Here is a 24,928-nt window from a genome sequence, read left to right as displayed (position 1 = left end):
GCCAAAAATACCTCGGGGGAGTCGCGGCTTGCTGCGGCGGGGGCAGAGCCCCCTAGCCCGCATCCGTCTTGCCGCGCCGGTCCGAGCGAAGCGAGGCATACAGCACATGCGTCCGCCAGCGCCCGTTGATCTGAAGATAGGATTGCGCCACGCCTTCGTATTTGAAGCCCGAACTCTCCAATAAACCGCGCGAAGGCTTGTTTTCGGGCAAACACGCGGCCTCGATCCGGCTCAGGTCAAGTCGGGTAAAGGCGTGATGTACAACCGTGCCTATGGCCTCGCGCATGTAACCCTGCCGTGCAAAGGCCTGTCCGGTCCAATACCCCAGCGTTCCCGCCTGTGCCGGGCCTCGGCGCACATTGTCCAGCGTAATGGCACCGACCAGCACATCATCCGCCCGGCGAAACAAGAACAGCGGGATCGCAGTGCCGCTGGCCACGGATCGCTGCGCCCAATAGACCCGGTTTGTAAAGGATTTGCGGCTCAGGTGATCCTTGGCCCAGATCGGCTCCCAAGGGGTGAGGTATTCCTTGGACGCGCGCCGCAGCGCCGCCCAGTCATTGAAATCGGAATGCACAGGCGGGCGCAAGCTCAGGCGCTCGGTCTCGAGTTTCAGCTTGCGTCTGCCCAGTAGCATCACGCTGCACGCCTCTCCTGCAGATCAGCCAACGATGGCGCGCCTGAGACCGGACCATACAGCGCCAAGGCAGCGGGGGCCTTTACCGCCATGTTCTCGGCAAAGGCACGTACGTCCTTGGTGCTGACCGCGTCGATCTTGGCCACCGTATCCTCGAGCGATGGCACCCGGCCCCAGATCTGCACCAGCCGCGCCAGACGCTCGGCGCGGTTCGACGGGCTTTCCAGCCCCATCAACATCCCCGCCTTCATCTGCGCACGGGCACGGGCGACCTCTTCCGGGCTCATATCTTCGGCGGCGCGCTTCATCTCATCGATGGTGATCGTAGCCAACTCAGCGACCTGATCTGCCGATGTACCGGCGTAGATCGTGGTCGTCCCGGTGTCGGCATAAGCCCCGGTCTGTGCAAAAATCGTATAGCAAAGCCCGCGCGTTTCGCGCACCTCCTGAAACAGGCGCGAGGACATGCCGCCGCCCAGAGCGGTCGAGTAAATCTGGGCAGTATAGATCGCGTCATCGCGATAGCCGGGGCTTTCCAGCGCCAGTGCAAAATGGGCCTGCTCCAGCTCTTTCTCCTGCCGCGCTTCGCCGCCCGTAAAGCGTGCCGCTTCGGCAATCAGCCCTTTACGCGGCTGCAGATGGCCAAACATCTCTTCAGCCATCTTCATCAGCGCGTCGTGATCGACGGCACCGGCAGCAGACAGGATCATCTGATCGGGTCCATAGTGCTCTGCCACAAAACCCGAGAGATCCTCGCGCGAAAAGGCACTGACCCGCTCGGACGGGCCCAAAATGGTGCGGCCCAAAGGTTGATCGTGGTAGCTCTGCTCCTGCAGCCAGTCGAAAATCACATCGTCTGGCGTGTCATAGGCTTGACCGATCTCTTGCAGGATCACGCCCCGTTCGACTTCGATCTCGCGAGGGTCAAACACAGGGTTCAGGACGATGTCCCCGATCACGTCCATCGCCAGCGCGACGTCATCCTTGAGAACACGCGCGTAATAAGCCGTCACCTCGCGCGAGGTATAGGCATTGATGTATCCGCCCACATCCTCAATCGCCTCGGCGATTTGCAGCGCAGAGCGCCGTTCAGTTCCCTTAAACGCCATATGCTCAAGGAAATGCGCGATACCGTTCTGTTCGATCCGCTCATGCCGCCCGCCGGCGGTCACCCAGATGCCGATGGCCGCTGATTGCAGCCCCGGCATATGTTCACTGACGATACGAAACCCGTTCTTCAGTTGGTCTTGTCTGACAGTCACTCAGCAATATGCCTTTTGATATGTTCCTCAAGGGCGCCCAGGTCGTTGGCAATGCGGGTCACCCGTTCCGGACGTTCATACAGATCAGACATGCGGGATGGAAGAGGCGGATGTTCACCGCTTGCCTTCTCGACCGCCGCCGGGAACTTCGCAGGATGCGCGGTGGCCAGAGTGATCATTGGAACATAGGCATTGCGATGTTCTTCGCCGACCTTGATGCCGATGGCGGTGTGCGGGCAAACCAGTTCGGCGCTATGTGCCAGAGTGTGTTTGATCGTCTCCAGCGTCTCGTCTTCGGATACGCGGCCTGAGTCAAAGCTTTCGCGCAGCGCTTCCATCGCGCCCTGGCTGACGTTGAAACCACCGGTCTTGAGCTCATCCATCAACTGCGCCACTGCTGCGCCGTCCTCGCCATAGGCATAGTACAGCGCGCGCTCAAAGTTCGAGCTGACCTGAATATCCATCGACGGACTGATCGAAGGGATCGTATCGCCCTTGAAATACCCCTCGCCCGTCAAGCAGCGGTGCAGGATGTCGTTCTGGTTGGTTGCCACCACCAGACGGTCGATGGGCAGGCCCATACGCTTGGCCAGATAGCCTGCAAAAATGTCACCAAAGTTGCCGGTGGGCACGGTAAAGCTGACCTTGCGATGCGGCGCGCCAAGGCTGACAGCCGCCGAGAAGTAATACACGATCTGCGCCAGAACTCGCGCAAAGTTGATGGAGTTCACACCGGCCAGCTTCACACCATCACGGAAGTCGAAATCGTTGAACATATCCTTCAGCGCGGCCTGACAATCGTCGAAATCTCCATCCACGGCCAGCGCATGCACGTTGCTATCCGCAGGCGTCGTCATCTGGCGGCGCTGCACCTCGGAGACACGGCCATGCGGGAACAGGATAAACACGTCCACCGCGTCCAGCCCCCGAAACGCCTCAATCGCCGCCGACCCAGTGTCGCCGCTGGTCGCGCCGACGATGGTCACGCGGTCCCCGCGTCGTTTCAAGGCCACCTGGAACAGCTGACCAATCAGCTGCATCGCAAAGTCTTTGAACGCCAGCGTCGGGCCGTGGAACAGCTCCAGCAGGAAGTGGTTCTCGTTCAATTGCTTCAACGGCGCACGGGCGTCATGGCCAAAGCCCTCGTACGCGCGGGCGATGATCTGTTTGAACTCGTCCTCTGCGAATGAGCCGCTGACATAGGGCCACATCACGCGGAATGCGATTTCCTCGTACGGCTGGCCAGCCAAAGCCGCGATTTCATCCTGCGACATCACTGGGATTTCAGCGGGCAGATACAGACCGCCGTCCCGAGCCAGCCCGGTCAGCATCGCCTCTTCAAAACTCAGTTCGGGCGCCTGCCCACGGGTCGAGATGTATTTCATGTCGCGTCACTCTCAGAAGGGGCACGGCTGCGCCACAGGAAGTATCCGGTCATCGCGGCCCAGACCAGGGCCAGACCAAACCAGGTGATTGCATATTGCAGGTGATCATTCGGAATGCCCGCCGTGTCGACCGGCAAAGGGGTGATGCCCGGATCGGTCTGCGACCGCGCGATCAGCAACACCGGCTCGGCCCCCAAGGCAGCGGCCAGGTTCGGAACGTCGCGGGCAAACCAGATATTGTCGTCGATGTCCGGCTCGGGCGTATAGCTGTCGATCTCATCCGGCCAATGCAGGTTTCCAATCACCTCCATCGGACCGTATAGGCGCTCATCCTGCTTGGCCGTCACGGGGACAAAGCCGCGGTCCACCAGGATCGTCCGATCCTCAGTGCTGAAAGACTGAATGATGCGGTACCCTGCCCCGACCTGCTTGACCGAGACCAGAACGTGAATCTCGCCCGGCTCCATATCGCCGGTGATCGTGACCGGCAGGTACTTGTCGGCATCCGGTGAGATCGTATCTGGCAAACCAACCGGCTCCGCAGAAATCCTGCTTTCAATTTCAGCCAGCACACCCTGCTTCCATGCCAGACGCTGCATCTGCCAGACACCCAGCGACACAAGGATCGCCAGACCGGCAACACCAAAAATCAGCAGGAATAAGATGCGGCGCATTTCAGGACCAAGTTGCGTTGTTCGATAGCTTTGACAGAGCCGGCGTCTTGTTAAGGGCTGCAGCTGCCGAAAGGCAACCACGCAATTGTATGGGGCGCAATATTGCGCCCCGGATAGAGAAAAAGCCGCCCCAAAAAGGGCGGCTTTCGCATTTTGATTGCCCTTCTGGCCTTACATCAGCGGAGCCTGACCCCAGATGTAAACCGCGAAGAACAGGAACAGCCAAACAACGTCGACAAAGTGCCAGTACCATGCGGCAGCTTCGAAACCGACGTGTTTCTCGGGCGTGAAGTCACCCTTGAGAGCTCGGATCAGACACACGGTCAGGAAGATGGTCCCGATGATCACATGTGCGCCGTGAAACCCGGTCGCCATGAAGAAGTTCGAATAGAACTGGTCGCCACCGAACTCCCAACCTTCGTGGGCCAGCAACTCGTAGTATTCATAGGCCTGCAGCAGGGTGAACAGGATACCCAGAACGATACCGATGGCCAGACCGTTGATCAGAGCCTTGCGATCGTTGTCGTGTACCAGCGCATGGTGTGCCCAGGTGATCGCACAGCCCGACAGCAGCAGGACCAGAGTGTTGATCAGCGGCAGATGGAACGGATCCACCGCGTGAATGTCCGGCTGGATGTATTCCGTACCGGCATAGTCGTACATCGGATACATGCGATGTTTGAAGAACGACCAGAACCAGGCAAAGAAGAACATCACCTCGGACATAACAAACAGGATGAAGCCATAGCGCAGACCGATCCGCACAACCGGCGTATGATCGCCCTGGCGGCTTTCGACCACAACTTCGGACCACCAGGCGAACATGGTGTAGAGAACCGCGACGAGCCCGGCCCAGAACATCCACGGCGTCATGCCGTGCATCCAAAGGACGGCTCCGAACAGCATCACAAAGCCACCGATCGCGCCGATCAGAGGCCAGATCGACGGGGCCAGAATGTGATAATCATGGTTTTTTGCGTGTGCCATCAGCGTCCCTCACCTAAGGCGTTAGTTCGTTGTTGTATCAGCCTGCGTCTCAAGGGCGGCATAGCCCTCGGGCAGGTCAATTTCGTAGAATGTATACGACAGCGTGATCGTATGAACATACTTTGCTTCGAGATCATCGACCATTTCCGGGTCGACGAAGAAGGTTACCGGCATCTCAACACGTTCGCCGGGTTGCAGCACCTGCTCTTCAAAGCAGAAACAGGCAATTTTCTGGAAATACCCGCCCGCAGAATAGGGCGCTACGTTGTAAGATGCCTGTCCGGCAATGGGGCGATCGGTCGGATTGTATGCCTCATAAAAGGCCAGTCCGGTTTCGCCGATGCGCACTTCCATCTCGCGTTCGACCGGTTTGAATTCCCAACCAAACCCTTTGGCTTTCGAGGCATCGAAACGGACAGTTACCTTGCGATCCAAGATTTCTTCGGGCGCGGCCTCGGCTACCCCGGTGGTGCCACCAAAACCGGTAACACGGCAAAACCAGTCGTAAAACGGAACAGCGGCCCAGGCTAGGCTCCCCATCAGGACAACCACACCAACTGTCTGCGCAACCGTTTTCTGTGGACCCGTCAAAGCCATCAGTTCTGAACCTCCTGCGTTGCAAGGCTGAAGTCGGTGCCAGACACTTTGACAACCGTCAGGCCAAAGATGATCACGATGAATGCCGCCAGAGTCAGGCCGACCCCTAGATTGCGGCTAAACCGGCGTTGGTGAAGTTCGTGGGTCTTTCGCAGACTCATGACCAACCTCCCAGACCATAGGGTTTCAACAGCGCCTCAACCAGAATCGCGCCGAAGTGCAGGAAAAGATACAATAGCGAGAGCTTGAAGAACGAGCGTTCGACCTTGAAGTCATCAGCTTCGGCGTCATCCTCGGACCGGCGCGAAATCTGCCATGCACCGCGCAAGAACAGCGCGTTCAGCACAACGGCAACTGTCAGGTAGATCGGCCCGCCGATACCGGAAAAGGCCGTCCCAACCGCCAGAAGGGCCAGCAGAGCAGTGTAAACCAGAATGTGCCAGCGCGTGGCGCGACGGCCATGGGTGACGGTCAGCATGGGAACGCCCGCATCGTCATAGTCCGAACGCATAAACAGCGCCAAGGCCCAGAAATGGGGCGGGGTCCACATAAAGGTCAGTGCGAACATCAGCCACGGCTCAAGCGACATCGAGCCAGTCGCCGCAACCCACCCGATAACCGGTGGGAAGGCTCCGGCTGCGCCACCGATCACGATGTTCTGCGGCGTCGAGCGCTTCAGCCACATCGTGTAGATGACCACGTAGAAAAAGATGGTGAACGCCAGGAAAGCTCCTGCAAACCAGTTGGTCGCGAGGCCCAGCATGATGACGGACAGGCCGGACAGCGCCAGTCCGATCGCCAAGGCCTCACCCTCTTCGACTTTACCGGCGGGTATCGGGCGCTTCTTGGTGCGCTTCATCACCCGGTCGATATCCGCATCCCACCACATATTCAGCGCGCCCGAGGCGCCGCCGCCAATGGCAATAAACAGGATAGCGCAGAAACCGACAAACGGGTGCACAGGAACCGGAGCCGCCAGAAGACCGACCAGAGCCGTAAACACGACCAGCGACATGACGCGCGGCTTCAGCAGGGCAAAGAAATCGCCAAAGCTGGCCTCATCCTCTTGGGACTTGGCGCGTACCGTGCTGGCATTGATGCTTGCGTCGCTCATTTCCGGTCCTTTTGGGGCGAAAGCTGCGCGATTTCCGCGCAGCCTGCATTACGTTTTGCGCGGGCATTCAGCCCGCGGCGGGATCAGTTCGATGCGACCTGGAAGGATGCAGGCTGGCCTGCATATTCTTCCAACGCGCCTTGCAGCCACTGCTCGTACGCTTCTTCGCTGACGACTTTGACGGTGATCGGCATATAGGCGTGGTCCTTACCGCACAGTTCCGAACACTGGCCGAAATAGACGCCTTCTTTCTCTGCCTCAAACCAAAGCTCTGCCAGACGACCGGGAACACCATCCTGCTTCACGCCGAAGGACGGGATGGTCCACGAATGGATCACGTCGGACGCGGTGACCTGCATGACGATGATCTTGCCAACGGGCACAACAACAGCGGTGTCGGTGGCCAGCAGCCATTCATCTTCCCCGTAGCCCGCGTCTGCCAGCTTGGCGCGCATCGCGTCATCCAGAACAAACGGAGTTACATCCGCATCGGCAGGGCGGGCACCCTCATCCAATGTGGCCGGGTGGCCCAGCAGATAGCTGTCGAATGCGAAATCGTGATCGACGTATTCATAGGTCCAGTACCACTGGTTGCCCACGACTTTGATGGTGATATCGCCTTCGGGGATTTCCTGCTGCTTGAACAGAACCGGCAGCGAGAAGGCACCGATGAAGACCAGAATGAGGATCGGGACAATGGTCCACGCAATCTCAACCGGTGTGTAGTGCGAGAATCGCGCCGGTTCCGGGTTTGCGCGACGGTTGTAACGCACGATGCAGTACACCAGCAGACCTGCCACGAACACGCAGATCGCGGTGATGATTACCAAAATCATGGCGTCCAGCCGCTGAATCCCTTCGGCCAGGCTGGTCGCTGCTGGCTGGAAGCCCAGGCCGCCATCGACCGGCTTACCAATAATTTCAAGCTCCTGAGCCATGGCGGGAAGGCTGGAGAGGGCTGTCATGAGCCCCGAAAGCATCAAAGCATTCTTCATTTTCTGTCCTGATCGTCTGATCTTTGCTTCTCTGGCGAAAAGGTGTGAATCAGTCGCACCTCTCCCGTTGTCTTTGGCCGCGTTAAAAACCATATTCCGACGGGTAGATAAAGCAAAATGCTTGCGTCAAACAGACGCTATTTTTGATCTGGATCAAACTCGAAAGGTCCCAACCCATGCCCAACGACCCGTTTCGCCCATTTGAAAGCGCTATTCCGCAGGACGAAGCGCTTGCGGTTCTGCAGTCTGCCACGGCCGGGGCCGAGGACGGAGAACTGTTTGTCGAGCGGCGAAAATCCGAGTCTCTGGTCTTTGATGATGGTCGGTTAAAGACCGCATCCTATGACGCATCCGAAGGGTTCGGCCTGCGTGCCGTTCAGGGCGAAGTCGCAGGCTATGCACATTCAACCGACGTTTCGATCGCCGCCTTGAAGCGCGCGGCCGAGACGGCACGATTGGCTGTTGGTGATGGTGGCGGCACGCTGGCCGATGCGCCCCGACCCACCAACACGCGCCTCTATACGCACGAAGACCCGATCGAATCTGCCGATTTCCCGGTCAAGATCGAGACGCTGCGCGAGATCGACGCCTTTGCCCGCGATCTCGACCCCCGAGTGGTGCAGGTCAGCGCAACCATTGCGGCAAGCGTTCAAGAGGTCGAAATCCTGCGCCCTGACGGAGTGCTGGTGCGTGACGTGCGCCCGATGACGCGCCTGGGCGTTTCGATCATCGTTGAACAGAACGGCCGCCGTGAAAGCGGCTCGGCCGGAGGTGGCGGGCGCGTCGGGTTGGACGGACTAATCGACCCAAGCGATTGGCAGGATAAAGCGCGCGAGGCACTGCGCATCGCCTTGGTCAACCTGGACGCAATCCCCGCCCCTGCTGGCGTAATGGAAATTGCGCTTGGCCCCGGGTGGCCCGGTATCCTGCTGCACGAAGCAATCGGGCATGGGCTGGAGGGTGATTTCAACCGCAAAGGCAGCTCAGCCTTTGCCGGTCTGATGGGTCAGCAAGTCGCATCCAAAGGCGTGACCGTCGTGGACGATGGAACGATCCCGGATCGCCGCGGCTCGATCACCTTGGATGACGAAGGCACGCCCAGTTCGCGCACGGTTCTGATCGAGGACGGTATCCTGACCGGCTACATGCAGGATCGCCAGAACGCACGCCTGATGGGCGTCGCGCCCACCGGAAACGGACGACGTCAGAGCTATGCGCACAAACCCATGCCACGGATGACCAACACCGTGATGCTAAGCGGCGATGCCGATCCTGCCTCCTTGGTGGCAGATATCAAGGACGGTATCTGGGCCGTTGGATTTGGCGGCGGTCAGGTAGACATCACCAACGGCAAGTTCGTTTTCTCCTGCACCGAGGCGTATCGCGTCGAGAACGGTAAGATTGGTGCCCCTGTCAAAGGCGCGACATTGATCGGAGACGGACCTTCGGCATTGAAGCGCATTCGTGGACTGGGCAATGACATGGCGCTTGATCCGGGCATGGGAACGTGCGGCAAGGATGGTCAATGGGTGCCGGTCGGCGTTGGTCAGCCAACCGTTTTGATGGACGGCCTGACCGTCGGCGGATCGGCGGCCTGATCAAGAATCGCCGGGGTCAGATCAGAGAGCGTTCGGTTAACACGGCGCTCTCGATTCCCGCAGGTTTTGGAGTTGGGGTCTTTGACCGCACCAAACGCCTGGTAGATTTATCATATAATTTTCAAGTACTTGAATTATCACCAACGCCAGACCTCGAAAATTTTCCGGATAATTTGAAGAGATTCACAAGCTGTTAACCCCGTCAGCCGTAAACCAGTTCTGCAATCAGGCGGAGCATCGGATGACCGAAGAGCAGCTTTCTTCCTATCACCCCACACTCCCACCCACCACGGAAGAGGACCGGTTTTCCTGGCTTCGTCTGTTGCGCTCTCGCAAGGTTGGTCCGGCTACGTTTCGGCGACTGCTGCGGGAACATGGCTCGGCGCAGAATGCGCTGGCCGCGCTGCCTGAAATGGCACGCGCTGCCGGAATTGATGGGTATGAAATCTGCCCCCCCGGCGTGATTGAGGCGGAACTCAGGGCGGCAAAAGCTGCGAAGGCAAAACTTTTGTGCCTTGGGTCCGCTGATTTTCCGGATGCTTTGAACGATTTGCCCGACGCCCCACCGATGCTGTGGGCTGTTGGCGATGTCTCTCTGCTGAAACGCCAAGCGATAGCCTTGGTTGGCGCACGCAACTGTTCGTCGCTTGGCGCGCGAATGGCACGAGGGCTGGCGACGGACCTCGGCAAGCAAGGCTACGTCATCGGTTCCGGATTGGCGCGCGGAATCGATACCGCGGCCCATCTCGCGACAATCGAAACGGGAACCGTTGCTGTCATGGCAGGTGGTGTGGATGTGGTTTACCCCGCCGAGAACGCAGCCCTTGCAGAGAAGATCTCTCAGACCGGATTGCGCGTTTCAGAGCAGCCCATGGGTGTCACGCCGCAAGCGCGTCACTTTCCGCGCCGGAACCGGATCATTTCCGGCCTCGCGCAAGCGGTCGTCGTGGTCGAAGCTGCCGCCAAGTCCGGCAGCCTGATCACCGCGCGGGACGCGCTGGATCAGGGCCGTGAGGTCCTGGCTGTCCCCGGCCACCCTTTCGACGCCCGCGCCGCCGGGTGCAACCTGTTGATCCGGGATGGAGCGACCCTGATACGGTCAGCCGATGACGTGGTTGAAGCCCTGCCGAAACAGGACGTGCAGCCGATCAACGAACCGAGCTTACCAGAGCTGCACGCAACGCCATCGGTCACAGGCACCGCGTTGCACAAAGAAATCCTGGAGCGGCTTGGACCGTCCCCGATTGCCGAGGATCAGTTGATCCGCGACATTGCGGCGACGGCAGGAGAGATCGGCCCGGCCCTGATCGATCTGGAGCTCGATGGGCGCGTTCAACGTCAGCCGGGCGGTCTGTTGTCTTTGACCGCGTGATCGACCAAAGCCGAGTCGGCGTCTTCAAACCCTACTCAGACTGTTGAAATCGCCCCATTATTTAAGTGTTCAAAGGAACGCATTGACAATTCGCCCTTGCCCTCCACATTTTGCACGATCATAGAAGACGCACTTTATGTCGAGCGAGGTTATCCCTTAAATGCCTGTAGTTGTTGTAGAATCTCCTGCCAAGGCCAAAACAATCAACAAATATCTTGGTCCTGACTACACGGTTCTGGCGTCCTATGGCCATGTTCGGGACCTGCCGCCAAAGGATGGTTCCGTCGATCCCGAGCATGAATTTGCGATGAAATGGGAGGTCGGAAACGACAGCCGCAAACACGTCAAAGCCATCGCCGACGCGCTGAAGGAAGACAACGCTCTGATCCTCGCGACCGACCCCGATCGCGAGGGAGAGGCCATCAGCTGGCACTTGCAGGAAGCGTTGACTAAGCGCCGTTCGATAAAGAAGGACACGCCGGTCAGCCGCGTTACCTTCAACGCCATCACCAAGGATGCCGTGACCGAAGCGATGCAAAACCCGCGCGAGGTCGACATGCCGCTGGTCGAGGCTTATCTGGCTCGCCGCGCTCTGGACTACCTGGTCGGCTTCAATCTGTCTCCGGTTCTGTGGCGCAAACTGCCGGGTGCCCGGTCTGCAGGGCGGGTGCAATCTGTTTGTCTGCGCCTAATCGTCGAGCGCGAGATGGAGATCGAGGCGTTCAAACCGGTGGAATACTGGTCGGTCAAAGCGCTGTTCGAGACACCGCGTGGCCAGACCTATGAGGCACGTCTGGTCACTCTGGCAGGCAAAAAGCTGGACAAGCATGATCTGGCCAACGCCACTCAGGCCGAGCTGGCGGTTCAGGCAATCACCAGCCGCGCCCTTAGCGTCACTTCGGTCGAGGCCAAACCCGCCGCACGTAACCCAAGCGCGCCGTTCATGACTTCGACGCTGCAGCAAGAGGCCAGCCGAAAGTTCGGCATGGGTGCGCGTCATGCGATGCAGGTTGCGCAGCGACTGTATGAAGCGGGTTACATTACCTATATGCGGACCGACGGTATCGACATGGCGCCCGAGGCTGTGGCCGCCACCCGCGACGCCATCGCCGATCGCTACGGCGCGGAGTACGTGCCGGACAGCCCGCGTATTTATAAGAACAAGGCCAAGAACGCACAGGAAGCGCACGAGTGTATCCGCCCGACGGACATGTCGCGCGATGCCAAGGCGCTGAAAGTCACGGATGAGGATCAGCGCAAGCTGTATGACCTGATCTGGAAGCGCACAATCGCCTGCCAGATGGCTGCCGCACGGTTGGAACGTACAACCGTCGAGATCGGCAGCGATGACGGTCAGGTCGGTTTGCGCGCCACGGGTCAGGTTGTGCTGTTCGACGGGTTCATGCGCGTCTACGAAGAAGGCCGTGACGATGTCGCCGATGAGGACGAAAAGCGCCTGCCGCAGATCATGCAGGGCGATCCGGCGCGATTTGCCAAGACCTCATTGCGGGATCAGTTCGCCAAGGTCACCGGAGATACGGAAAAGGCCGCAATTCTGTCCGAGAATGAGGCCGTTCTGGCCTTGCAGCACCACACCCAACCCCCGCCCCGCTATACCGAGGCCACGCTGGTCAAACGGATGGAAGAGTTGGGGATCGGTCGACCATCGACCTACGCGTCGATCGTGACCACGATTCAAGACCGGGAATATGTGCGCAAGGATAAGAACCGCCTGATCCCCGAAGAAAAAGGCCGGATTGTTACGATCTTCCTGCTGAACTTCTTCCGTCAGTATGTGGGCTATGAGTTCACGGCGAATCTCGAAGAACAGCTCGACGACGTCAGCGCCGGGGACCGCGACTATAAAGACCTGCTGGGCAAGTTCTGGCGCGATTTCTCGGCCGCGATTGGCGAGACGTCGGACCTGCGGATTTCAGAGGTTCTGGACAAGCTGGACGAAGCGCTGGCACCACAGCTTTATCCGCCCCGTGAAGACGGTTCCGATCCCCGGATTTGCCCGAAATGCGGCACTGGTCAACTGCACCTGAAAACCTCGCGCACGGGTGGGTTTGTTGGCTGCGGAAACTACCCCGAATGCACCTATACCCGACCCATCGCTGGCGAAGGGGCCGAGGGCGATGAACGCCTGCTGGGTGAAGACGCAGGCGATGAGATTTGGCTAAAGTCCGGCCGCTTTGGTCCCTACGTGCAGCGCGGCGAGCCAACGCCAGAGAACAAGAAACCGCCGCGAGCCTCCCTGCCCCGCGGTTGGAGCAAGGACGACATGGACTTGGATAAGGCTCTGACGCTGCTGTCATTGCCGCGCCAGATCGGCGAACACCCCGAAGGCGGTATGATCAGCTCGAATTTTGGCCGGTTTGGGCCGTATCTGATGCATCAACTGCCTGAAGAGGCCAAGCCGGTCTATGCCAACCTCAAAGACCCCAACGATGTGTTCGAGATCGGCATGAACCGCGCGGTCGAAATGCTGGCCGAGAAGCGCGCCAACCCTGGCCGAGGCCGTCGCGCGGCGGCTAAGCCGCTCAAAGAGCTCGGGGAACACCCCGATGGCGGCGCAATGCAGGTCTTGGATGGGCGCTATGGACCATATGTAAAATGGGAAAAGGTCAACGCGACCATTCCCAAGGACATCAAACCCGAGGACGTGACGCAGGAAATGGCCATCGAACTGGTCAACGAGCGCGCCGCCAAAAAGGGCACAAAGAAAAAGGCGGCTCCTAAGAAGAAAGCAGCCGCCAAGAAGACGACCAAAAAGGCGGCCACTTGATTGCTGGCTAGGTAGAAATACCACCTACCCCTTGGTTTCATTGACTTCCCCGTGACGTGGCGGCACAACCTGCCCATCACCATGTCATTGGGGGAGTTTTCCATGAAGAAAGTCTATGCCAATGCCACCGAAGCACTCGATGGAGTGATCTCGGACGGCATGATGATCGCAGCGGGCGGTTTTGGCCTGTGCGGTATTCCCGAGCTGCTGCTTGAGGCGATCAAGGACTCGGGTGCTCAGAACCTGACCTTTGCGTCCAACAACGCCGGCGTCGACGATTTCGGGATCGGCATCCTGCTGCAGACCAAGCAGGTCAAAAAGATGATCAGCTCGTATGTCGGCGAAAACGCCGAGTTCATGCGCCAATACCTCAGCGGTGAGCTGGAGCTGGAATTCAATCCCCAAGGTACTCTGGCCGAGCGCATGCGCGCTGGCGGTGCGGGCATCCCCGGTTTCTATACCAAGACCGGCGTGGGCACCGTAATCGCTGAAGGTAAAGAGCACAAAGACTTCAACGGCGAGACATACATTCTGGAGGAAGGCATCTTTGCCGATCTGGCCATCGTCAAAGCCTGGAAGGCCGACGACACCGGCAACCTGATCTTCCGCAAGACCGCCCGAAACTTCAACGTGCCAGCTGCAACCTGTGGCAAGATCTGCATTGCCGAGGTTGAAGAGATCGTGCCGCGTGGCTCGTTAGACCCTGACGCGATCCACCTGCCCGGTATCTACGTGCATCGCATCATTCAGGGCCAGCACGAAAAGCGCATCGAACAGCGCACCACCCGTAAGAAGGAGGAAGCATAATGCCCTGGGATCGCAATCAGATGGCCGCACGTGCGGCGCAAGAACTGGAAGACGGCATGTATGTGAACCTCGGCATCGGTATTCCGACGCTGGTGGCGAACTATGTGGGTGATAAGGACATCACCCTGCAATCCGAGAACGGCATGCTGGGCATGGGCCCCTTCCCGTTCGAAGGTGAAGAGGACGCAGACCTGATCAATGCCGGTAAGCAGACGATCACAGAACTGTCTCGCACGTCCTACTTCGACAGCGCGACCTCCTTTGCGATGATCCGTGGCGGTAAAATCGCAGCCGCTGTTCTGGGCGCGATGGAAGTCGACGAAGAGGGCGACCTTGCCAACTGGATGATTCCCGGCGTGCTGGTCAAAGGCATGGGCGGCGCGATGGACCTAGTGGCGGGTGTTGGTCGCGTGATTGTTGTGATGGACCACACCAACAAGCACGGCAAATCCAAGCTGCTGAAGAAATGCACCCTGCCCCTAACGGGCAAGAAGGTGGTGAATCGTATCATCACCAATCTGGGCGTTCTGGACGTGGTTGATGGCGGCCTGAAGATCATCGAGATCGCCGAAGGCGTGACCGAGGACGAGATTCGCGCCGCAACCGAGGCCAATATCGTCAACTGACGCCATCCAAAGAAAAAGGCCCACCAAATCCAGGTGGGCCTTTGTTCAATTCTGAGTTTGGAAGACGCAGCCGTCCGAAATCAGCTGAGGCGGCGTCGAGCACAAAGCGCGCGCAACCTGAAACGCAGCGAGAACCTTAGGCACGTAGTCGCGGGTCTCGGCATAAGGCGGCACACCGGCATGCTTACGCACAGCCCCTTCGCCCGCATTGTACCCGGCAAGGACAAGAATCGGGTCATTGCCGAACTCCTCCATCAGCCAGTTCAGGTATTTCACACCACCCGCGATGTTCTGCGACGGTTGCATACTGTCCTTAACCCCAAACCTCTTTGCAGTTGCGGGCATCAATTGCATCAACCCCTGTGCCCCGGCCGAGCTGACAGCATTGGTACGCCCAGCTGATTCTACCGAAATCACTGCGAGTACCAGAGCCGGTGACACATTCGTACCCACGGTGGAGCGCAAGATATCTACTCCGCGCTGCTGGGCGATGTTTTGCAGGGTCTGTAAACGCGGCGAGGCAACATTGGTTGCAGCCAAAGCGTTGATGGCATCGTCCAAACGTCCTGACCCTGATTCAGCCAGCGCTGGTGAAATGCGCTCCCAAAACGCCTTGTACGATCCAACAGGCTTTTTCCCGGCCCCCGCCGTACCGGGACCAGACGGCGGAGTAACACGCGTACGCGCAATGATCTCCGGTTCGACGATTGCCGTACCGGTGCTGGGCGCAGAAGGTGACTTGGCGTGTTCTTCTGGGGTGATCTGAACCGTCACGCGGGGTCGTGTGCCCGGCTTGGGGGCCTTGACCCGTTTGTAGACCCCTCGCGGTTCGATCTCGTTTGCCGCGACCGGCATGGGGCCAGCCATCACAAACACCGCCAAACCGGCGCAAGTCATTGCGTCCCGGAGATTCATTTGCCTGCCTCGTTCTTTATCTTTTGGTTGATTTGAACCCTGAAACCGCCTGTAAAGCCAGAAAAACCCCGCGAAATGGGGCAATTTCGCCTCATTTGCCGTAAATTTGCATCGGCGCGGCAGGGCAACCCCTTTCCAATATGTTTTTTTTCTTTTTATTTTCAATAGTTTGTAAAAAAAACTACCAAAAAGTTAAACTTCCTCGAAAAAAAATGTGGTTTGGCCCAATTCCTGCCACGCACAGCAGGCAATCATAGTGCCATACCGAGATGGTCGGGAGCGGACTGAGAGAGGAAGCTCTGGAAGGCCCCTAGGTTTAAGTGACTAATTTGATCCTTTAGGAGGGACGTAAAATGATCAAGTTCATCAAGAACTTCCGCAAAGACGAAGACGGCGCCGTAACTGTAGACTGGGTTGTTCTGACCGCTGCTGTTGTTGGCCTGGCCGCTGTTGCTTACAGCGCAATCGGTGACGGCACCAAAGCAATCTCTGACAAAGTTGGCGTTGCGCTGGATAACACCGCTGCAGACGTTGCTACCAAAGTTAAGATCCAACAAGAAGCGACAGACTAAGCTCTGGAGCTTTCCGACGTGATGTAACGGGGCTGGGTTGACAGACGCGGCCCCGTAACTTTTTCCACACTTACCCTGGTGCTTCCATGTTTAGGATGATCGCAAAATTCTACAAATGTGAAGATGGGGCTGTGACCATTGACTGGGTCGTACTAACTGCGTTTCTGGCCTTTATGGCCTCGGTCATCGCAATTTACATCGCTGCACCAGTCAAAGAAATCGACACAAAAACCGGCGCAGCTCTTACAGATGTGGCGACACAGCTGGATGGCAGAAAAGTCACCGTCAAATTTGGCGAGTGAACAAGCCCGTTTGTGGCATTCTTGTCGCTCGTTACGCAAAACGAGCTTAAAGAAAATCCCACATTGTCCCCCTTTTCGACACAATTTGTATTTACACCGGGGTGAAGTGTTGCCGTATTCATTGCGGCAAAAAAACAGAACTAAGTTATGTGAGGGGACGTGAATGCGTGCGGTATTTGGACTTGTCCTGATTGTTGGGGTCGCTCTGGCCGGTGGTGCCGTGTACTTGGCGCAGGACTATATCAAACAGACTCAGGCAGAGCTTGAACGCGAAAGGCTCGCGACCCAAGAAGCGCTTGCCAATATGAAGACCATTCCAACGGTTGACGTCTATGTCCTGAACAAGTCGTTTAAATACGGCGAACGCCTTACACAGGAAGATGTGCGATCGGTCCAGTGGCCCGAGGATGCCATTCCGGAAGGCACGTTTTCCGACATTGCTGTATTGTTTCCTGAAAACGCCAAAGGGGAGCGGTATGCTCTCAGGGCTATGGAAAAAGACGAAGCCGTCCTAGAGGTAAAGGTCACAAAACCTGGCGAAGCTGCCGGTTTGACGTCGCGTCTGGCCAAGGGGATGCGCGCATTTGCGATCAGCGTCGATGTGGCCTCGGGTGTTTCGGGCTTTTTGCGCCCTGGTGACAATGTCGATGTTTACTGGACAGGCTCCATTAACGCGGGTGGCCGTGCAGGTGAGATTACTCGCCTGATCCAGACGAACATTGAACTTATTGCGGTGGACCAGACCGCAGGGTCTGACATTACCGGAACAACCATTGCACGAACGGTTACAGTTGCCGCGAGCCCCGAACAAATTGCGGCTCTCGCCCAGGCTCAAAACACTGGCCGGCTGTCTTTGGCGCTGGTGGGAATTGAAGACGAGGCCGTCGCAAGTGCCATCGAAGTCGACCAAAGAAAGCTGCTGGGAATCAAAGAGGTCGCCCCTGCTCCTGCTCCGGTTCCAGAAAGAGTCTGCACCGTGAATACACGGCGCGGTGGGGAAATCGTCAAAACTCAAATTCCCTGCACAAACTAAAGCGAAATCAAAACTTTAACGACACAAGCCGCGCCAATTGCGCGGCTTGTTTCATTTCAGATGTTGCTGATTGCCCACATAAGGAAAATTCCAGAAACCATTGATTATTGCAATAAATTCGCAATTCGCGCAGTGTTATCGCACATAAGGCATTAGACCTAAAACGAGGCGTGATCGGAGAGGCAGGTCACATGAAAATACATTCCTGGATAAGCGCGACCCTGTTGGGGTTGGCGCTGGTTATCAGTTCGGTCGGCGGTGCTGCCCGTGCTGAGACACTGCGTGTTGTAAAGAACGGCACGGCGGAAACGCTGGACGTTCCTATGAACCGCGCAATTGTTGTTGAAAGCGAAACACCTTTCGCGGAACTCAGCATCGCCAACGCTGGCATCGCTGACATTTCTTCGCTTTCTGATCGCACAATCTATGTTTTGGGTAAGGCCCCCGGCCTGACGACTCTGACTTTGTTTGACGGTGCTGGCAATCTGCTGGCCAACGTCCGGGTCCGCGTCTCGCCGGATGTGTCTGAATTCAAAGAAAGACTGCGTCAAATCCTTCCGAGCGAGCCCATTGAGGTGCGAACCGCTAATGACGGGATCGTCCTGTCCGGCACGGTTTCCAGCTCGGCCAAGTTGGCTCGTGCCCTTGAACTGGCAGAGCGTTACGCTCCTGAGCGTGTGTCGAACCTGATGTCGGTCGGCGGCGTGCAGCAGGTCATGCTGAAAGTGCGCTTTGCCGAGATGAACCGGTCGGTCGCTAAAAGCCTGACAGCATCGCTGGGATTCGGTGGCAGTGATGTGACAGGGGGTATCAACACCCTGAACAGCGCAGGCTCCCTGGCCAACGCTTTGGCCGGCCGCATTCCGCTCCAACAAACCAACACCGGTGCCATCTTGTTTGGCTTTGGCGCAGGCTCGACACAGGTTCGCCTTCTGTTGGAAGCCCTTGAAACCAAGGGACTTGCTCGCACGCTGGCCGAACCTAACCTGTCCGCTTTGTCGGGTCAGGAAGCAGAGTTTCTGGCAGGTGGCCAGGTGCCGATCCCGGTTCCCGCTGACGACGGTCAGATCGCAATCGAATACCGCAACTTCGGTGTGCAGGTTCTGTTTACCCCGCGTGTAGTCGATGGTGACCTGATCAACCTCGAATTGGGAGCGTCGGTGTCCAGCATCGATCCGAACTCCGACTTCACAATCGCGGGCAACAACGTGCCGACTTTCATTACACGCGACACCAAGACGACGATCGAACTACGCGATGGTGAGAGCTTTGCGATTGCCGGATTGATTCGCGACGACTTCGCGGATCGGAACAGCCAATTGCCATGGATTGGCGATGTGCCTGTGCTGGGTGCACTGTTCCGCAGCGCGGAATACCAGCGTCAGCAGTCAGAACTGGTGATCATCATCACGGCACATCTGGTCTCGCCTACACGTGGTGAAGCTTTGGCTCTGCCCACTGATCGGGTTCAACCACCCAGCGAGTTTGATCTGTTCATCAACGGCAGAACCGCCCGTACAACGCGTCCGGGTTCCGGCGCAGCCTCAGAAGTGGCCAACCAGGACTTCGGAAGCTCCTACGGCTACGTTCTGGATTGATAGGAGGATAGACCAATGCACAAGTGGATACTCACACTGGGTCTTTCGGTCGCTGTCGCCGCATGTACGCGTGAGGCCGGGTATGAAGTAGATCAGGGCGCTTTTGGCAATGCGACGCTTAACAACACCCAAGTTATGAACGGTGAACTTTCATTCGCTCAGATCTTGGGGCAGCGATTCGCAGCCGAAGTTCCGACCCAGATCAACTTTGCCTTCGACAGCGCACAGTTGGATGAATCGGCGCGCAGGATTCTGTTGCGTCAGGCCGACTGGATCAAACAGTTCCCTGAGGCTCGGTTCCGCGTATACGGCCACACCGACAGGGTTGGTTCGGCGTCTTACAACCAACGCCTTGGTCAAAGACGCGCGAATGCTGCCGTTGCTTTCCTTACGCAACAGGGCATTTCGCGATCGCGCCTGGAAGCTGTGGTTTCGTTCGGAAAAACACGCCCCCTGATCGATACTAATGAACGGGATCGGCGGAACCGTCGCACTGTGACCGAAGTTTCCGGCCTTGCAGATGGCAACAAGCAGTTGTTGGACGGTAAATACGCGGAAATCATCTACCGCGAATACGTCGACAGTGCGACACGCGCAAGCTACATCCAGCGGGATCAAGTCTCAACAGGCGATGAATAATCCCTAGGAATTGGGCGGCATCGTCGCCCAATTCCCTACAATTGGTTCTTTTGCGCCTAAATCTTGCCTAAGTTCCAAGCCACCTTTTCAACAATTGGGTGAAGTGCGGCCTACATTGGTCGCGACCGGGCAACAGCAAACTGAGCCGAGCCAAACGGGTTCGGACAGTTCAGGTGCCCTGACGACGAGGATTGTGTTTATGACAAGCGCCACGACGCAAGATGATGGGACTGCCATTCTGGCTTGCACGATCAGTCGCGACGTCCAGAATTTCGATCTGTTGATCGAGGACATGGAAGCCATTCTGGGTGAACGCTGGGGCGACCTTGGGTTCGCAGAAGCGCTTGCGTTTTTCGGCCAACCCGAAGCTGAAACCCTTGATTTCGTTGCGCTTGCCATCGACGGCGACGATGAGGACAACCTGTCTTTGATGGGTGAAATCATCACGCAGGCCAAGGAAAAGAAGATCAAGGTCGTGCTGATTGCTGAGGATGTCACTCCGGCGTCCCTGCACCAGCTGCTCCGCAAGGGTGCTGACGAATTTGTCCCCTATCCTCTTCCCGAAGGTGAGCTGAAAGAAGCCATCGACCGGATGAACAAACCTGAACCGGTTGCTGCGACTCAGGTCACCTCGGTTCCGGCGGTTCAGGGAGAATCAAAAGAAGCTGCGCTATTTGTTGTGCACGGTCTGGCCGGTGGCGTGGGGTCGACGACCCTGGCCGTGAACCTAGCCTGGGAGCTCGCAACTGCGTCTGACAAAGATGCGCCTTCGGTCTGTATCATTGATCTGGACCTGCAATATGGCAGCGTTTCGACGTATTTGGATTTGCCCCGCCGGGAAACCGTATTCGAGATGCTTTCGGATACGGCATCGATGGACGACGACGTGTTCTCACAAGCCCTTCAGACTTATGAGGAAAAACTGAGCGTCCTGACCGCCCCCTCGGATATGGTACCGCTGGATCTGATCACTCCGGAAGATATTGAAAAGGTTATCAATACCGCCCGCAGACAGTTTGACTATGTGATCATCGACATGCCGAAAACCCTGGTTTTGTGGTCAGAGACGGTTCTGCAGGCCGCGCATGTATATTTTGCGGTGATCGAACTGGATATGCGCTCGGCTCAAAACGCGCTGAGGCTTAAACGTGCGCTGCAGGCAGAAGAGTTGCCGTTCAACAAGCTGCGCTTCGCGTTGAATCGGGCTCCGAAATTCACCGACCTGAACGGAAAAAGCCGGGTTAAGCGCATGGGCGAAAGCCTGGGCATTTCGATCGACCTGCAATTGCCCGAAGGTGGCAAGCAAGTCATGCAAAGCGGCGATCATGGTTTGCCACTGGCAAAATCCGCAGCCAAAAACCCGCTGCGCCGCGAAATCGCGAAACTCGCAAAATCGCTTCATAGTTTGGGCAGCAGCGGTGCTGAGGCCGCATAACAGTATTTCAGAGGGGTAGTCGCCGTGTTTTCCAGATACAAAAAGCAGCCTGCTGCGCAACCGGTTGAAACCGCAGCCGCGTCGCAGGCAGCAGCGCCAACGCCGACTGCGGAAAAAGCCCCAACAGCCAATGCTGTCGCGCGTCGCCCCATTCAAAAGAAAGCCGCTGAAGTCACAGTTTCTGATAAGGAACGCAAGCGCAAAGAGCGTCTGGGCGAAATCAAAATCGAACTCCACCGCGAGTTGCTGGAAAACCTGAACCTTGCAGCGCTGGAAAACGCCGGAGAATCCGAACTGCGCGCGGAAATCAGCGCCATTGCCAGCGAAATCCTTGAGACTCGCAACATCGTTCTGAACCGCGAGGACCGGACGCAGCTGAATAAAGAGCTGTACGACGAAGTAACCGGTCTGGGCCCGCTTGAGACTTTGCTGCAGGACGACAGTGTCAACGATATTCTGGTGAACGGCCCTCAGCAGATCTTCATCGAACGCTTCGGCAAGCTAGAACTCAGCGAAGTCACGTTCAAAGATGAAAAGCACTTGATGCGGATCATCGACAAGATCGTATCCGCTGTGGGTCGTCGTGTTGATGAATCCAACCCCTACGTTGACGCTCGTCTGGCCGATGGTTCGCGTTTCAACGCGATGGTGCCGCCGATCGCTGTCGACGGCTCGCTGGTTTCCATTCGTAAGTTCAAAAAAGACAAGCTAGGCATTGATGACCTGGTCAATTTCGGTGCATTCACCGAAGAAATGGCCGCGTATTTGCAGGCCGCCGTTTCCACGCGCCTGAACATCATTGTTTCGGGTGGTACGGGTTCTGGTAAAACAACCACGTTGAACGCCCTGTCCAGCTTTATCGACGATGCCGAGCGCATCCTGACGATTGAGGATACGGCGGAACTTCAACTGCAACAGACCCATGTGGGCCGGATGGAAAGCCGCCCGCCCAACGTCGAGGGCAAAGGCGAGGTCAGCCCTCGCGACTGTCTGAAAAACGCCCTGCGTATGCGCCCTGACCGCATCATCGTCGGCGAAACGCGTGGCGCCGAGGTCATCGACATGCTGCAAGCCATGAACACCGGCCACGACGGCTCGATGACCACGATCCACGCCAACTCGGCCCGCGACGGGATCTCGCGTCTGGAGAACATGATTGCGATGGCAGGCATCGAAATGCCGATCAAAGCTGTCCGCAGCCAAATCTCAAGCGCTGTGAACCTGATCGTCCAGGCCAGCCGATTGCAGGACGGCTCGCGCCGCATGACATCCATCACCGAAATCACCGGGATGGAAGGTGATGTGATTTCGATGCAGGAAATCTTTAAATTCCAGCGTGTTGGCCTTACACCTGACAACAAGATCATCGGTCACTTCACTGCAACGGGCGTTCGCAGCCACTACTCCGAACGTTTCCGTCTGTGGGGCTTTGATCTGCCTCCGTCCATTTACGAACCAACCACCGTATAAGGAGGTCCGGCCATGCAACTGCCCATTGAGGCCCTTATCTATGTCGTGATCTTTGTCGCGGTGCTTCTGCTGGTCGAAGGTATCTATCTCGTAGCCTTTGGCAAATCGATCAGCCTGAACAGCCGAGTAAATCGCCGTCTGGACATGCTGGACAAAGGGGTTGGACGCGAACAGGTTCTGGAACAGCTGCGCAAGGAAATGCAGCAGCATATGAAGTCGCAGAGCATCCCGCTCTATTCGCTTTTGGCCGATAAGGCACAAAAGGCCGCGATTGCCTTTACGCCCAAACAACTGATTATGATCATGGCCCTTGTGTCCGGGTTTGCGTATGTCGGGTTAAGCATCGGTACAGCAACGGAAACCATACTTCGGATCGCCTTGTCGATCGCGATCGGCGTGGGTGGCGTTTACGCTTGGGTCAACCACAAAGCCAAGAAACGCATGGGCATGATGGAAGAGCAATTGCCCGATGCCGTTGAACTGATGGTGCGTTCGCTGCGTGTTGGTAACCCTTTTGTTTCGACCATCCAGATCGTGGCCAACGAAGTCCAGGACCCTCTGGGAACCGAGTTCGGTATCATTGCTGACGAGTGCGCCTATGGCCGTGACGTCGGCGAAGCCTTGAAAGACCTGGCCGAGCGTCTGGACATGCAGGATCTTCGCTTTCTGTCGGTCGCTGTAGGCATTCAGCAGCAGTCGGGCGGTAACCTTGCCGAAATTCTGGCCGGTCTGGCAAAGGTTATTCGCGCACGTTTCCGCCTGTTCCGCCGTGTGAATGCCATTACCGCCGAAGCCAAATGGTCCGGCAAATTCCTCTCAGGTTTCCCGGTCTTCTGCCTGTTGTTCATCTTGATCAACGACCCCGGATACTATGACGAAGTCGTCGATCATGCGCTGTTCATTCCGGCATGTTTCTTCGTCGGCATCATGCTGACACTGAACCTGATCGTTATGCGCGTTCTTACGAACATCAAGGTTTGAGGGCTCGAACATGGAATTTCTGACTCAAGTCAACACGATCCTGACCGACACCCTGGGCCCTTTCGGACCGCTTATTGTTGTGGGCGTCCTTGGACTGTTCATGGTCTTGGTGGCTTTGCCACTTATGCTGAATCAGCCGGAAGACCCACTTAAGAAGCTCCAGCGCACAAATGCAGCGCCGAAGGCAGGCAAAAAAGACAAGAAAGACGCGTTGCGCCAAGCAAGCCGCAACGAACAATTGCAGAAGTTTGCAACCTTCCTGGAACCGCAGAACGAAGAAGAGCTATCTGCTATGGAGCTCAAACTGCGGCAGGCGGGTTACCATTCAAAGGACTCGGTTCGGTTCTTTCACTTTGCCCAGTTCGCTCTTGGAATCATCGGCGTTTTGATTGGCGTCTCGCTGGTGACCGTCTTTGCCGGAGATCAGGAATTCACGCCGGCACAAATGGCCATTCGTGTTCTTGTCCCTTCCTGCGCAATGTACTTCCTGCCGCGCTATTGGATCACAAGACGTGTTGCCGAACGGCAAGAAGCCATTGTTGCGGGCTTCCCGGATACACTGGATCTGATGCTGGTTTGCGTCGAAGCGGGCCAGTCCCTCGATCAGGCCATCGTGCGCGTGGCTGCGGAAATGAAGGTTTCGTACCCCGACATCGCGCAAGAGTTTGAGGTTGTAGCCTATGAGCTCAAGGCCGGTAAGGACCGCGACACGGTTCTGCGCGACTTTGGCACGCGGTGCGGCGTTCAGGATGTCAGCTCATTTGTGACCGTGATGATCCAGTCCGCCACTTTTGGTACTTCGATTGCCGAAGCACTTAGGGTTTATGCCGGCGAAATGCGGGATAAACGCGTGATGCGTGCCGAAGAGGCCGCGAACAAGTTGCCAACCAAAATGACACTTGCCACAATGATCCTAACGGTGCCCCCGTTGCTGGTCATTCTGGTCGGCCCCTCGGCGAAAGGCATCGCAGACTTTGCAGCCGGTGGGTAATGTCCCAATGAAGTTAAATTTCAGGTGTGTCCGCCTCAGGTTGCGCCTAACATTCCAGGCCACCATGGTTATCGCCATGGTGGCCTCTTGCACGGAAACAGGCCTGTCAAACGATTTGGACCCGCCGGGCGTGGACCCAAAAGGACAAAG

General features: G+C 57.3%; 24 protein-coding genes. 14 read left to right on the top strand and 10 right to left on the bottom strand.

The window, feature by feature from the left end:
• Positions 1-52 precede the first annotated feature (52 nt).
• The 9 genes from ACR0MV_RS15500 to coxB form a co-directional block, all read right to left on the bottom strand.
• Complete coding sequence (locus tag ACR0MV_RS15500; protein WP_480702706.1) at positions 53-637, bottom strand: GNAT family N-acetyltransferase; 585 nt, start codon at positions 635-637, stop codon at positions 53-55.
• Complete coding sequence (locus ACR0MV_RS15495) at positions 637-1,899, bottom strand: M16 family metallopeptidase (RefSeq protein ID WP_480702704.1); 1,263 nt, start codon at positions 1,897-1,899, stop codon at positions 637-639. Before ACR0MV_RS15495 ends, ACR0MV_RS15500 begins: the two co-directional genes overlap by 1 nt.
• Positions 1,896-3,284: a threonine synthase gene (thrC, locus tag ACR0MV_RS15490; protein ID WP_480702703.1), complete on the bottom strand. Its 1,389-nt coding sequence runs from the start codon at positions 3,282-3,284 to the stop codon at positions 1,896-1,898. Before thrC ends, ACR0MV_RS15495 begins: the two co-directional genes overlap by 4 nt.
• Positions 3,281-3,958 (bottom strand): SURF1 family protein, encoded by a 678-nt coding sequence (locus ACR0MV_RS15485; protein WP_480702702.1) that lies wholly within the window; start codon positions 3,956-3,958, stop codon positions 3,281-3,283. Before ACR0MV_RS15485 ends, thrC begins: the two co-directional genes overlap by 4 nt.
• Before the next feature lie 171 nt (positions 3,959-4,129).
• Positions 4,130-4,945: a cytochrome c oxidase subunit 3 gene (locus ACR0MV_RS15480; protein WP_170426684.1), complete on the bottom strand. Its 816-nt coding sequence runs from the start codon at positions 4,943-4,945 to the stop codon at positions 4,130-4,132.
• A 21-nt stretch (positions 4,946-4,966) separates the two neighbouring features.
• Positions 4,967-5,542, bottom strand: coding sequence for a cytochrome c oxidase assembly protein (locus tag ACR0MV_RS15475; RefSeq protein WP_170426685.1), 576 nt, complete (start codon positions 5,540-5,542; stop codon positions 4,967-4,969).
• Positions 5,542-5,703: a hypothetical protein gene (locus ACR0MV_RS15470; RefSeq protein WP_170426686.1), complete on the bottom strand. Its 162-nt coding sequence runs from the start codon at positions 5,701-5,703 to the stop codon at positions 5,542-5,544. The genes ACR0MV_RS15475 and ACR0MV_RS15470 overlap by 1 nt, the downstream gene beginning before the upstream one ends.
• Entirely contained in the window at positions 5,700-6,656 is a 957-nt protein-coding gene (gene cyoE / locus ACR0MV_RS15465) for a heme o synthase (protein ID WP_170465513.1), read from the bottom strand. The genes ACR0MV_RS15470 and cyoE overlap by 4 nt, the downstream gene beginning before the upstream one ends.
• 83 nt (positions 6,657-6,739) lie before the next feature.
• A complete protein-coding gene (gene coxB, locus ACR0MV_RS15460; protein WP_170426688.1) occupies positions 6,740-7,651 on the bottom strand; it encodes a cytochrome c oxidase subunit II in 912 nt (303 codons plus the stop codon).
• Positions 7,652-7,827: 176 nt separating this feature from the next.
• Between coxB and tldD the strand changes: the two genes are divergently transcribed.
• From tldD to ACR0MV_RS15435, 5 genes are all read left to right on the top strand, one after another.
• Positions 7,828-9,249 carry a metalloprotease TldD gene (gene tldD / locus ACR0MV_RS15455; RefSeq protein WP_480702701.1) on the top strand — a complete coding sequence of 474 codons (1,422 nt, stop codon included), beginning with the start codon at positions 7,828-7,830 and terminating at the stop codon, positions 9,247-9,249.
• A gap of 241 nt (positions 9,250-9,490) precedes the next feature.
• Complete coding sequence (gene dprA, locus ACR0MV_RS15450; RefSeq protein WP_480702699.1) at positions 9,491-10,621, top strand: DNA-processing protein DprA; 1,131 nt, start codon at positions 9,491-9,493, stop codon at positions 10,619-10,621.
• 160 nt (positions 10,622-10,781) lie between these two features.
• Complete coding sequence (gene topA, locus ACR0MV_RS15445; protein ID WP_480702698.1) at positions 10,782-13,409, top strand: type I DNA topoisomerase; 2,628 nt, start codon at positions 10,782-10,784, stop codon at positions 13,407-13,409.
• 102 nt (positions 13,410-13,511) lie between these two features.
• On the top strand, positions 13,512-14,216 hold the full coding sequence (locus tag ACR0MV_RS15440; protein WP_155139581.1) for a CoA transferase subunit A: 705 nt from the start codon (positions 13,512-13,514) through the stop codon (positions 14,214-14,216).
• The gene (locus ACR0MV_RS15435) at positions 14,216-14,842 is read left to right on the top strand and encodes a CoA transferase subunit B (RefSeq protein WP_170426692.1); all 627 of its coding nucleotides are present in this window, start codon (positions 14,216-14,218) and stop codon (positions 14,840-14,842) included. Before ACR0MV_RS15440 ends, ACR0MV_RS15435 begins: the two co-directional genes overlap by 1 nt.
• A gap of 45 nt (positions 14,843-14,887) precedes the next feature.
• On the opposite strand, the gene ACR0MV_RS15430 is transcribed toward ACR0MV_RS15435, so the two are convergent.
• Positions 14,888-15,757, bottom strand: a complete 870-nt coding sequence (locus tag ACR0MV_RS15430; RefSeq protein WP_480702697.1) for a lytic transglycosylase domain-containing protein — start codon at positions 15,755-15,757, stop codon at positions 14,888-14,890.
• A gap of 353 nt (positions 15,758-16,110) precedes the next feature.
• On the opposite strand from ACR0MV_RS15430, the gene ACR0MV_RS15425 reads away from it, so the two are divergent.
• The 9 genes from ACR0MV_RS15425 (at position 16,111) to ACR0MV_RS15385 (ending at position 24,778) form a co-directional block, all read left to right on the top strand.
• A complete protein-coding gene (locus ACR0MV_RS15425) occupies positions 16,111-16,329 on the top strand; it encodes a Flp family type IVb pilin (protein ID WP_480702696.1) in 219 nt (72 codons plus the stop codon).
• Positions 16,330-16,460: 131 nt separating this feature from the next.
• Positions 16,461-16,631, top strand: a complete 171-nt coding sequence (locus ACR0MV_RS15420; protein ID WP_480702695.1) for a hypothetical protein — start codon at positions 16,461-16,463, stop codon at positions 16,629-16,631.
• Positions 16,632-16,794: 163 nt separating this feature from the next.
• Positions 16,795-17,664 carry a Flp pilus assembly protein CpaB gene (gene cpaB / locus ACR0MV_RS15415; RefSeq protein ID WP_480702693.1) on the top strand — a complete coding sequence of 290 codons (870 nt, stop codon included), beginning with the start codon at positions 16,795-16,797 and terminating at the stop codon, positions 17,662-17,664.
• A 191-nt stretch (positions 17,665-17,855) separates the two neighbouring features.
• On the top strand, positions 17,856-19,262 hold the full coding sequence (locus ACR0MV_RS15410) for a type II and III secretion system protein family protein (RefSeq protein ID WP_170426697.1): 1,407 nt from the start codon (positions 17,856-17,858) through the stop codon (positions 19,260-19,262).
• 15 nt (positions 19,263-19,277) lie between these two features.
• Positions 19,278-19,901, top strand: coding sequence for an OmpA family protein (locus tag ACR0MV_RS15405; protein WP_170426698.1), 624 nt, complete (start codon positions 19,278-19,280; stop codon positions 19,899-19,901).
• Positions 19,902-20,100: 199 nt separating this feature from the next.
• Positions 20,101-21,336: a CpaE/TadZ family protein gene (locus ACR0MV_RS15400; RefSeq protein WP_480702691.1), complete on the top strand. Its 1,236-nt coding sequence runs from the start codon at positions 20,101-20,103 to the stop codon at positions 21,334-21,336.
• Between the two features lie 24 nt (positions 21,337-21,360).
• Positions 21,361-22,806 carry a TadA family conjugal transfer-associated ATPase gene (locus ACR0MV_RS15395; protein ID WP_480702690.1) on the top strand — a complete coding sequence of 482 codons (1,446 nt, stop codon included), beginning with the start codon at positions 21,361-21,363 and terminating at the stop codon, positions 22,804-22,806.
• Between the two features lie 12 nt (positions 22,807-22,818).
• A complete protein-coding gene (locus ACR0MV_RS15390) occupies positions 22,819-23,787 on the top strand; it encodes a type II secretion system F family protein (RefSeq protein WP_170426701.1) in 969 nt (322 codons plus the stop codon).
• Between the two features lie 10 nt (positions 23,788-23,797).
• Complete coding sequence (locus ACR0MV_RS15385; RefSeq protein WP_475201978.1) at positions 23,798-24,778, top strand: type II secretion system F family protein; 981 nt, start codon at positions 23,798-23,800, stop codon at positions 24,776-24,778.
• The last annotated feature ends 150 nt before the right edge of the window (positions 24,779-24,928 follow it).

The organism is Ruegeria sp. BC3, from assembly GCF_056539265.1.
This window is presented reverse-complemented; position numbering and strand designations above follow the sequence as displayed.

Bases quoted from the DNA above. Each gene is read 5' to 3' on its own strand.
- ACR0MV_RS15485 (WP_480702702.1), bottom strand. From the start codon at position 3,958: ATGCGCCGCATCTTATTCCTGCTGATTTTTGGTGTTGCCGGTCTGGCG.
- ACR0MV_RS15480 (WP_170426684.1), bottom strand. From the start codon at position 4,945: ATGGCACACGCAAAAAACCATGATTATCACATTCTGGCCCCGTCGATC.
- coxB (WP_170426688.1), bottom strand. From the start codon at position 7,651: ATGAAGAATGCTTTGATGCTTTCGGGGCTCATGACAGCCCTCTCCAGC.
- cpaB (WP_480702693.1), top strand. From the start codon at position 16,795: ATGCGTGCGGTATTTGGACTTGTCCTGATTGTTGGGGTCGCTCTGGCC.
- ACR0MV_RS15405 (WP_170426698.1), top strand. From the start codon at position 19,278: ATGCACAAGTGGATACTCACACTGGGTCTTTCGGTCGCTGTCGCCGCA.
- ACR0MV_RS15425 (WP_480702696.1), top strand. From the start codon at position 16,111: ATGATCAAGTTCATCAAGAACTTCCGCAAAGACGAAGACGGCGCCGTA.
- ACR0MV_RS15400 (WP_480702691.1), top strand. From the start codon at position 20,101: ATGACAAGCGCCACGACGCAAGATGATGGGACTGCCATTCTGGCTTGC.
- cyoE (WP_170465513.1), bottom strand. From the start codon at position 6,656: ATGAGCGACGCAAGCATCAATGCCAGCACGGTACGCGCCAAGTCCCAA.
- tldD (WP_480702701.1), top strand. From the start codon at position 7,828: ATGCCCAACGACCCGTTTCGCCCATTTGAAAGCGCTATTCCGCAGGAC.
- ACR0MV_RS15475 (WP_170426685.1), bottom strand. From the start codon at position 5,542: ATGGCTTTGACGGGTCCACAGAAAACGGTTGCGCAGACAGTTGGTGTG.
- ACR0MV_RS15385 (WP_475201978.1), top strand. From the start codon at position 23,798: ATGGAATTTCTGACTCAAGTCAACACGATCCTGACCGACACCCTGGGC.
- ACR0MV_RS15470 (WP_170426686.1), bottom strand. From the start codon at position 5,703: ATGAGTCTGCGAAAGACCCACGAACTTCACCAACGCCGGTTTAGCCGC.
- ACR0MV_RS15430 (WP_480702697.1), bottom strand. From the start codon at position 15,757: ATGAATCTCCGGGACGCAATGACTTGCGCCGGTTTGGCGGTGTTTGTG.
- ACR0MV_RS15500 (WP_480702706.1), bottom strand. From the start codon at position 637: ATGCTACTGGGCAGACGCAAGCTGAAACTCGAGACCGAGCGCCTGAGC.
- dprA (WP_480702699.1), top strand. From the start codon at position 9,491: ATGACCGAAGAGCAGCTTTCTTCCTATCACCCCACACTCCCACCCACC.
- ACR0MV_RS15440 (WP_155139581.1), top strand. From the start codon at position 13,512: ATGAAGAAAGTCTATGCCAATGCCACCGAAGCACTCGATGGAGTGATC.
- ACR0MV_RS15435 (WP_170426692.1), top strand. From the start codon at position 14,216: ATGCCCTGGGATCGCAATCAGATGGCCGCACGTGCGGCGCAAGAACTG.
- topA (WP_480702698.1), top strand. From the start codon at position 10,782: ATGCCTGTAGTTGTTGTAGAATCTCCTGCCAAGGCCAAAACAATCAAC.
- thrC (WP_480702703.1), bottom strand. From the start codon at position 3,284: ATGAAATACATCTCGACCCGTGGGCAGGCGCCCGAACTGAGTTTTGAA.
- ACR0MV_RS15410 (WP_170426697.1), top strand. From the start codon at position 17,856: ATGAAAATACATTCCTGGATAAGCGCGACCCTGTTGGGGTTGGCGCTG.
- ACR0MV_RS15390 (WP_170426701.1), top strand. From the start codon at position 22,819: ATGCAACTGCCCATTGAGGCCCTTATCTATGTCGTGATCTTTGTCGCG.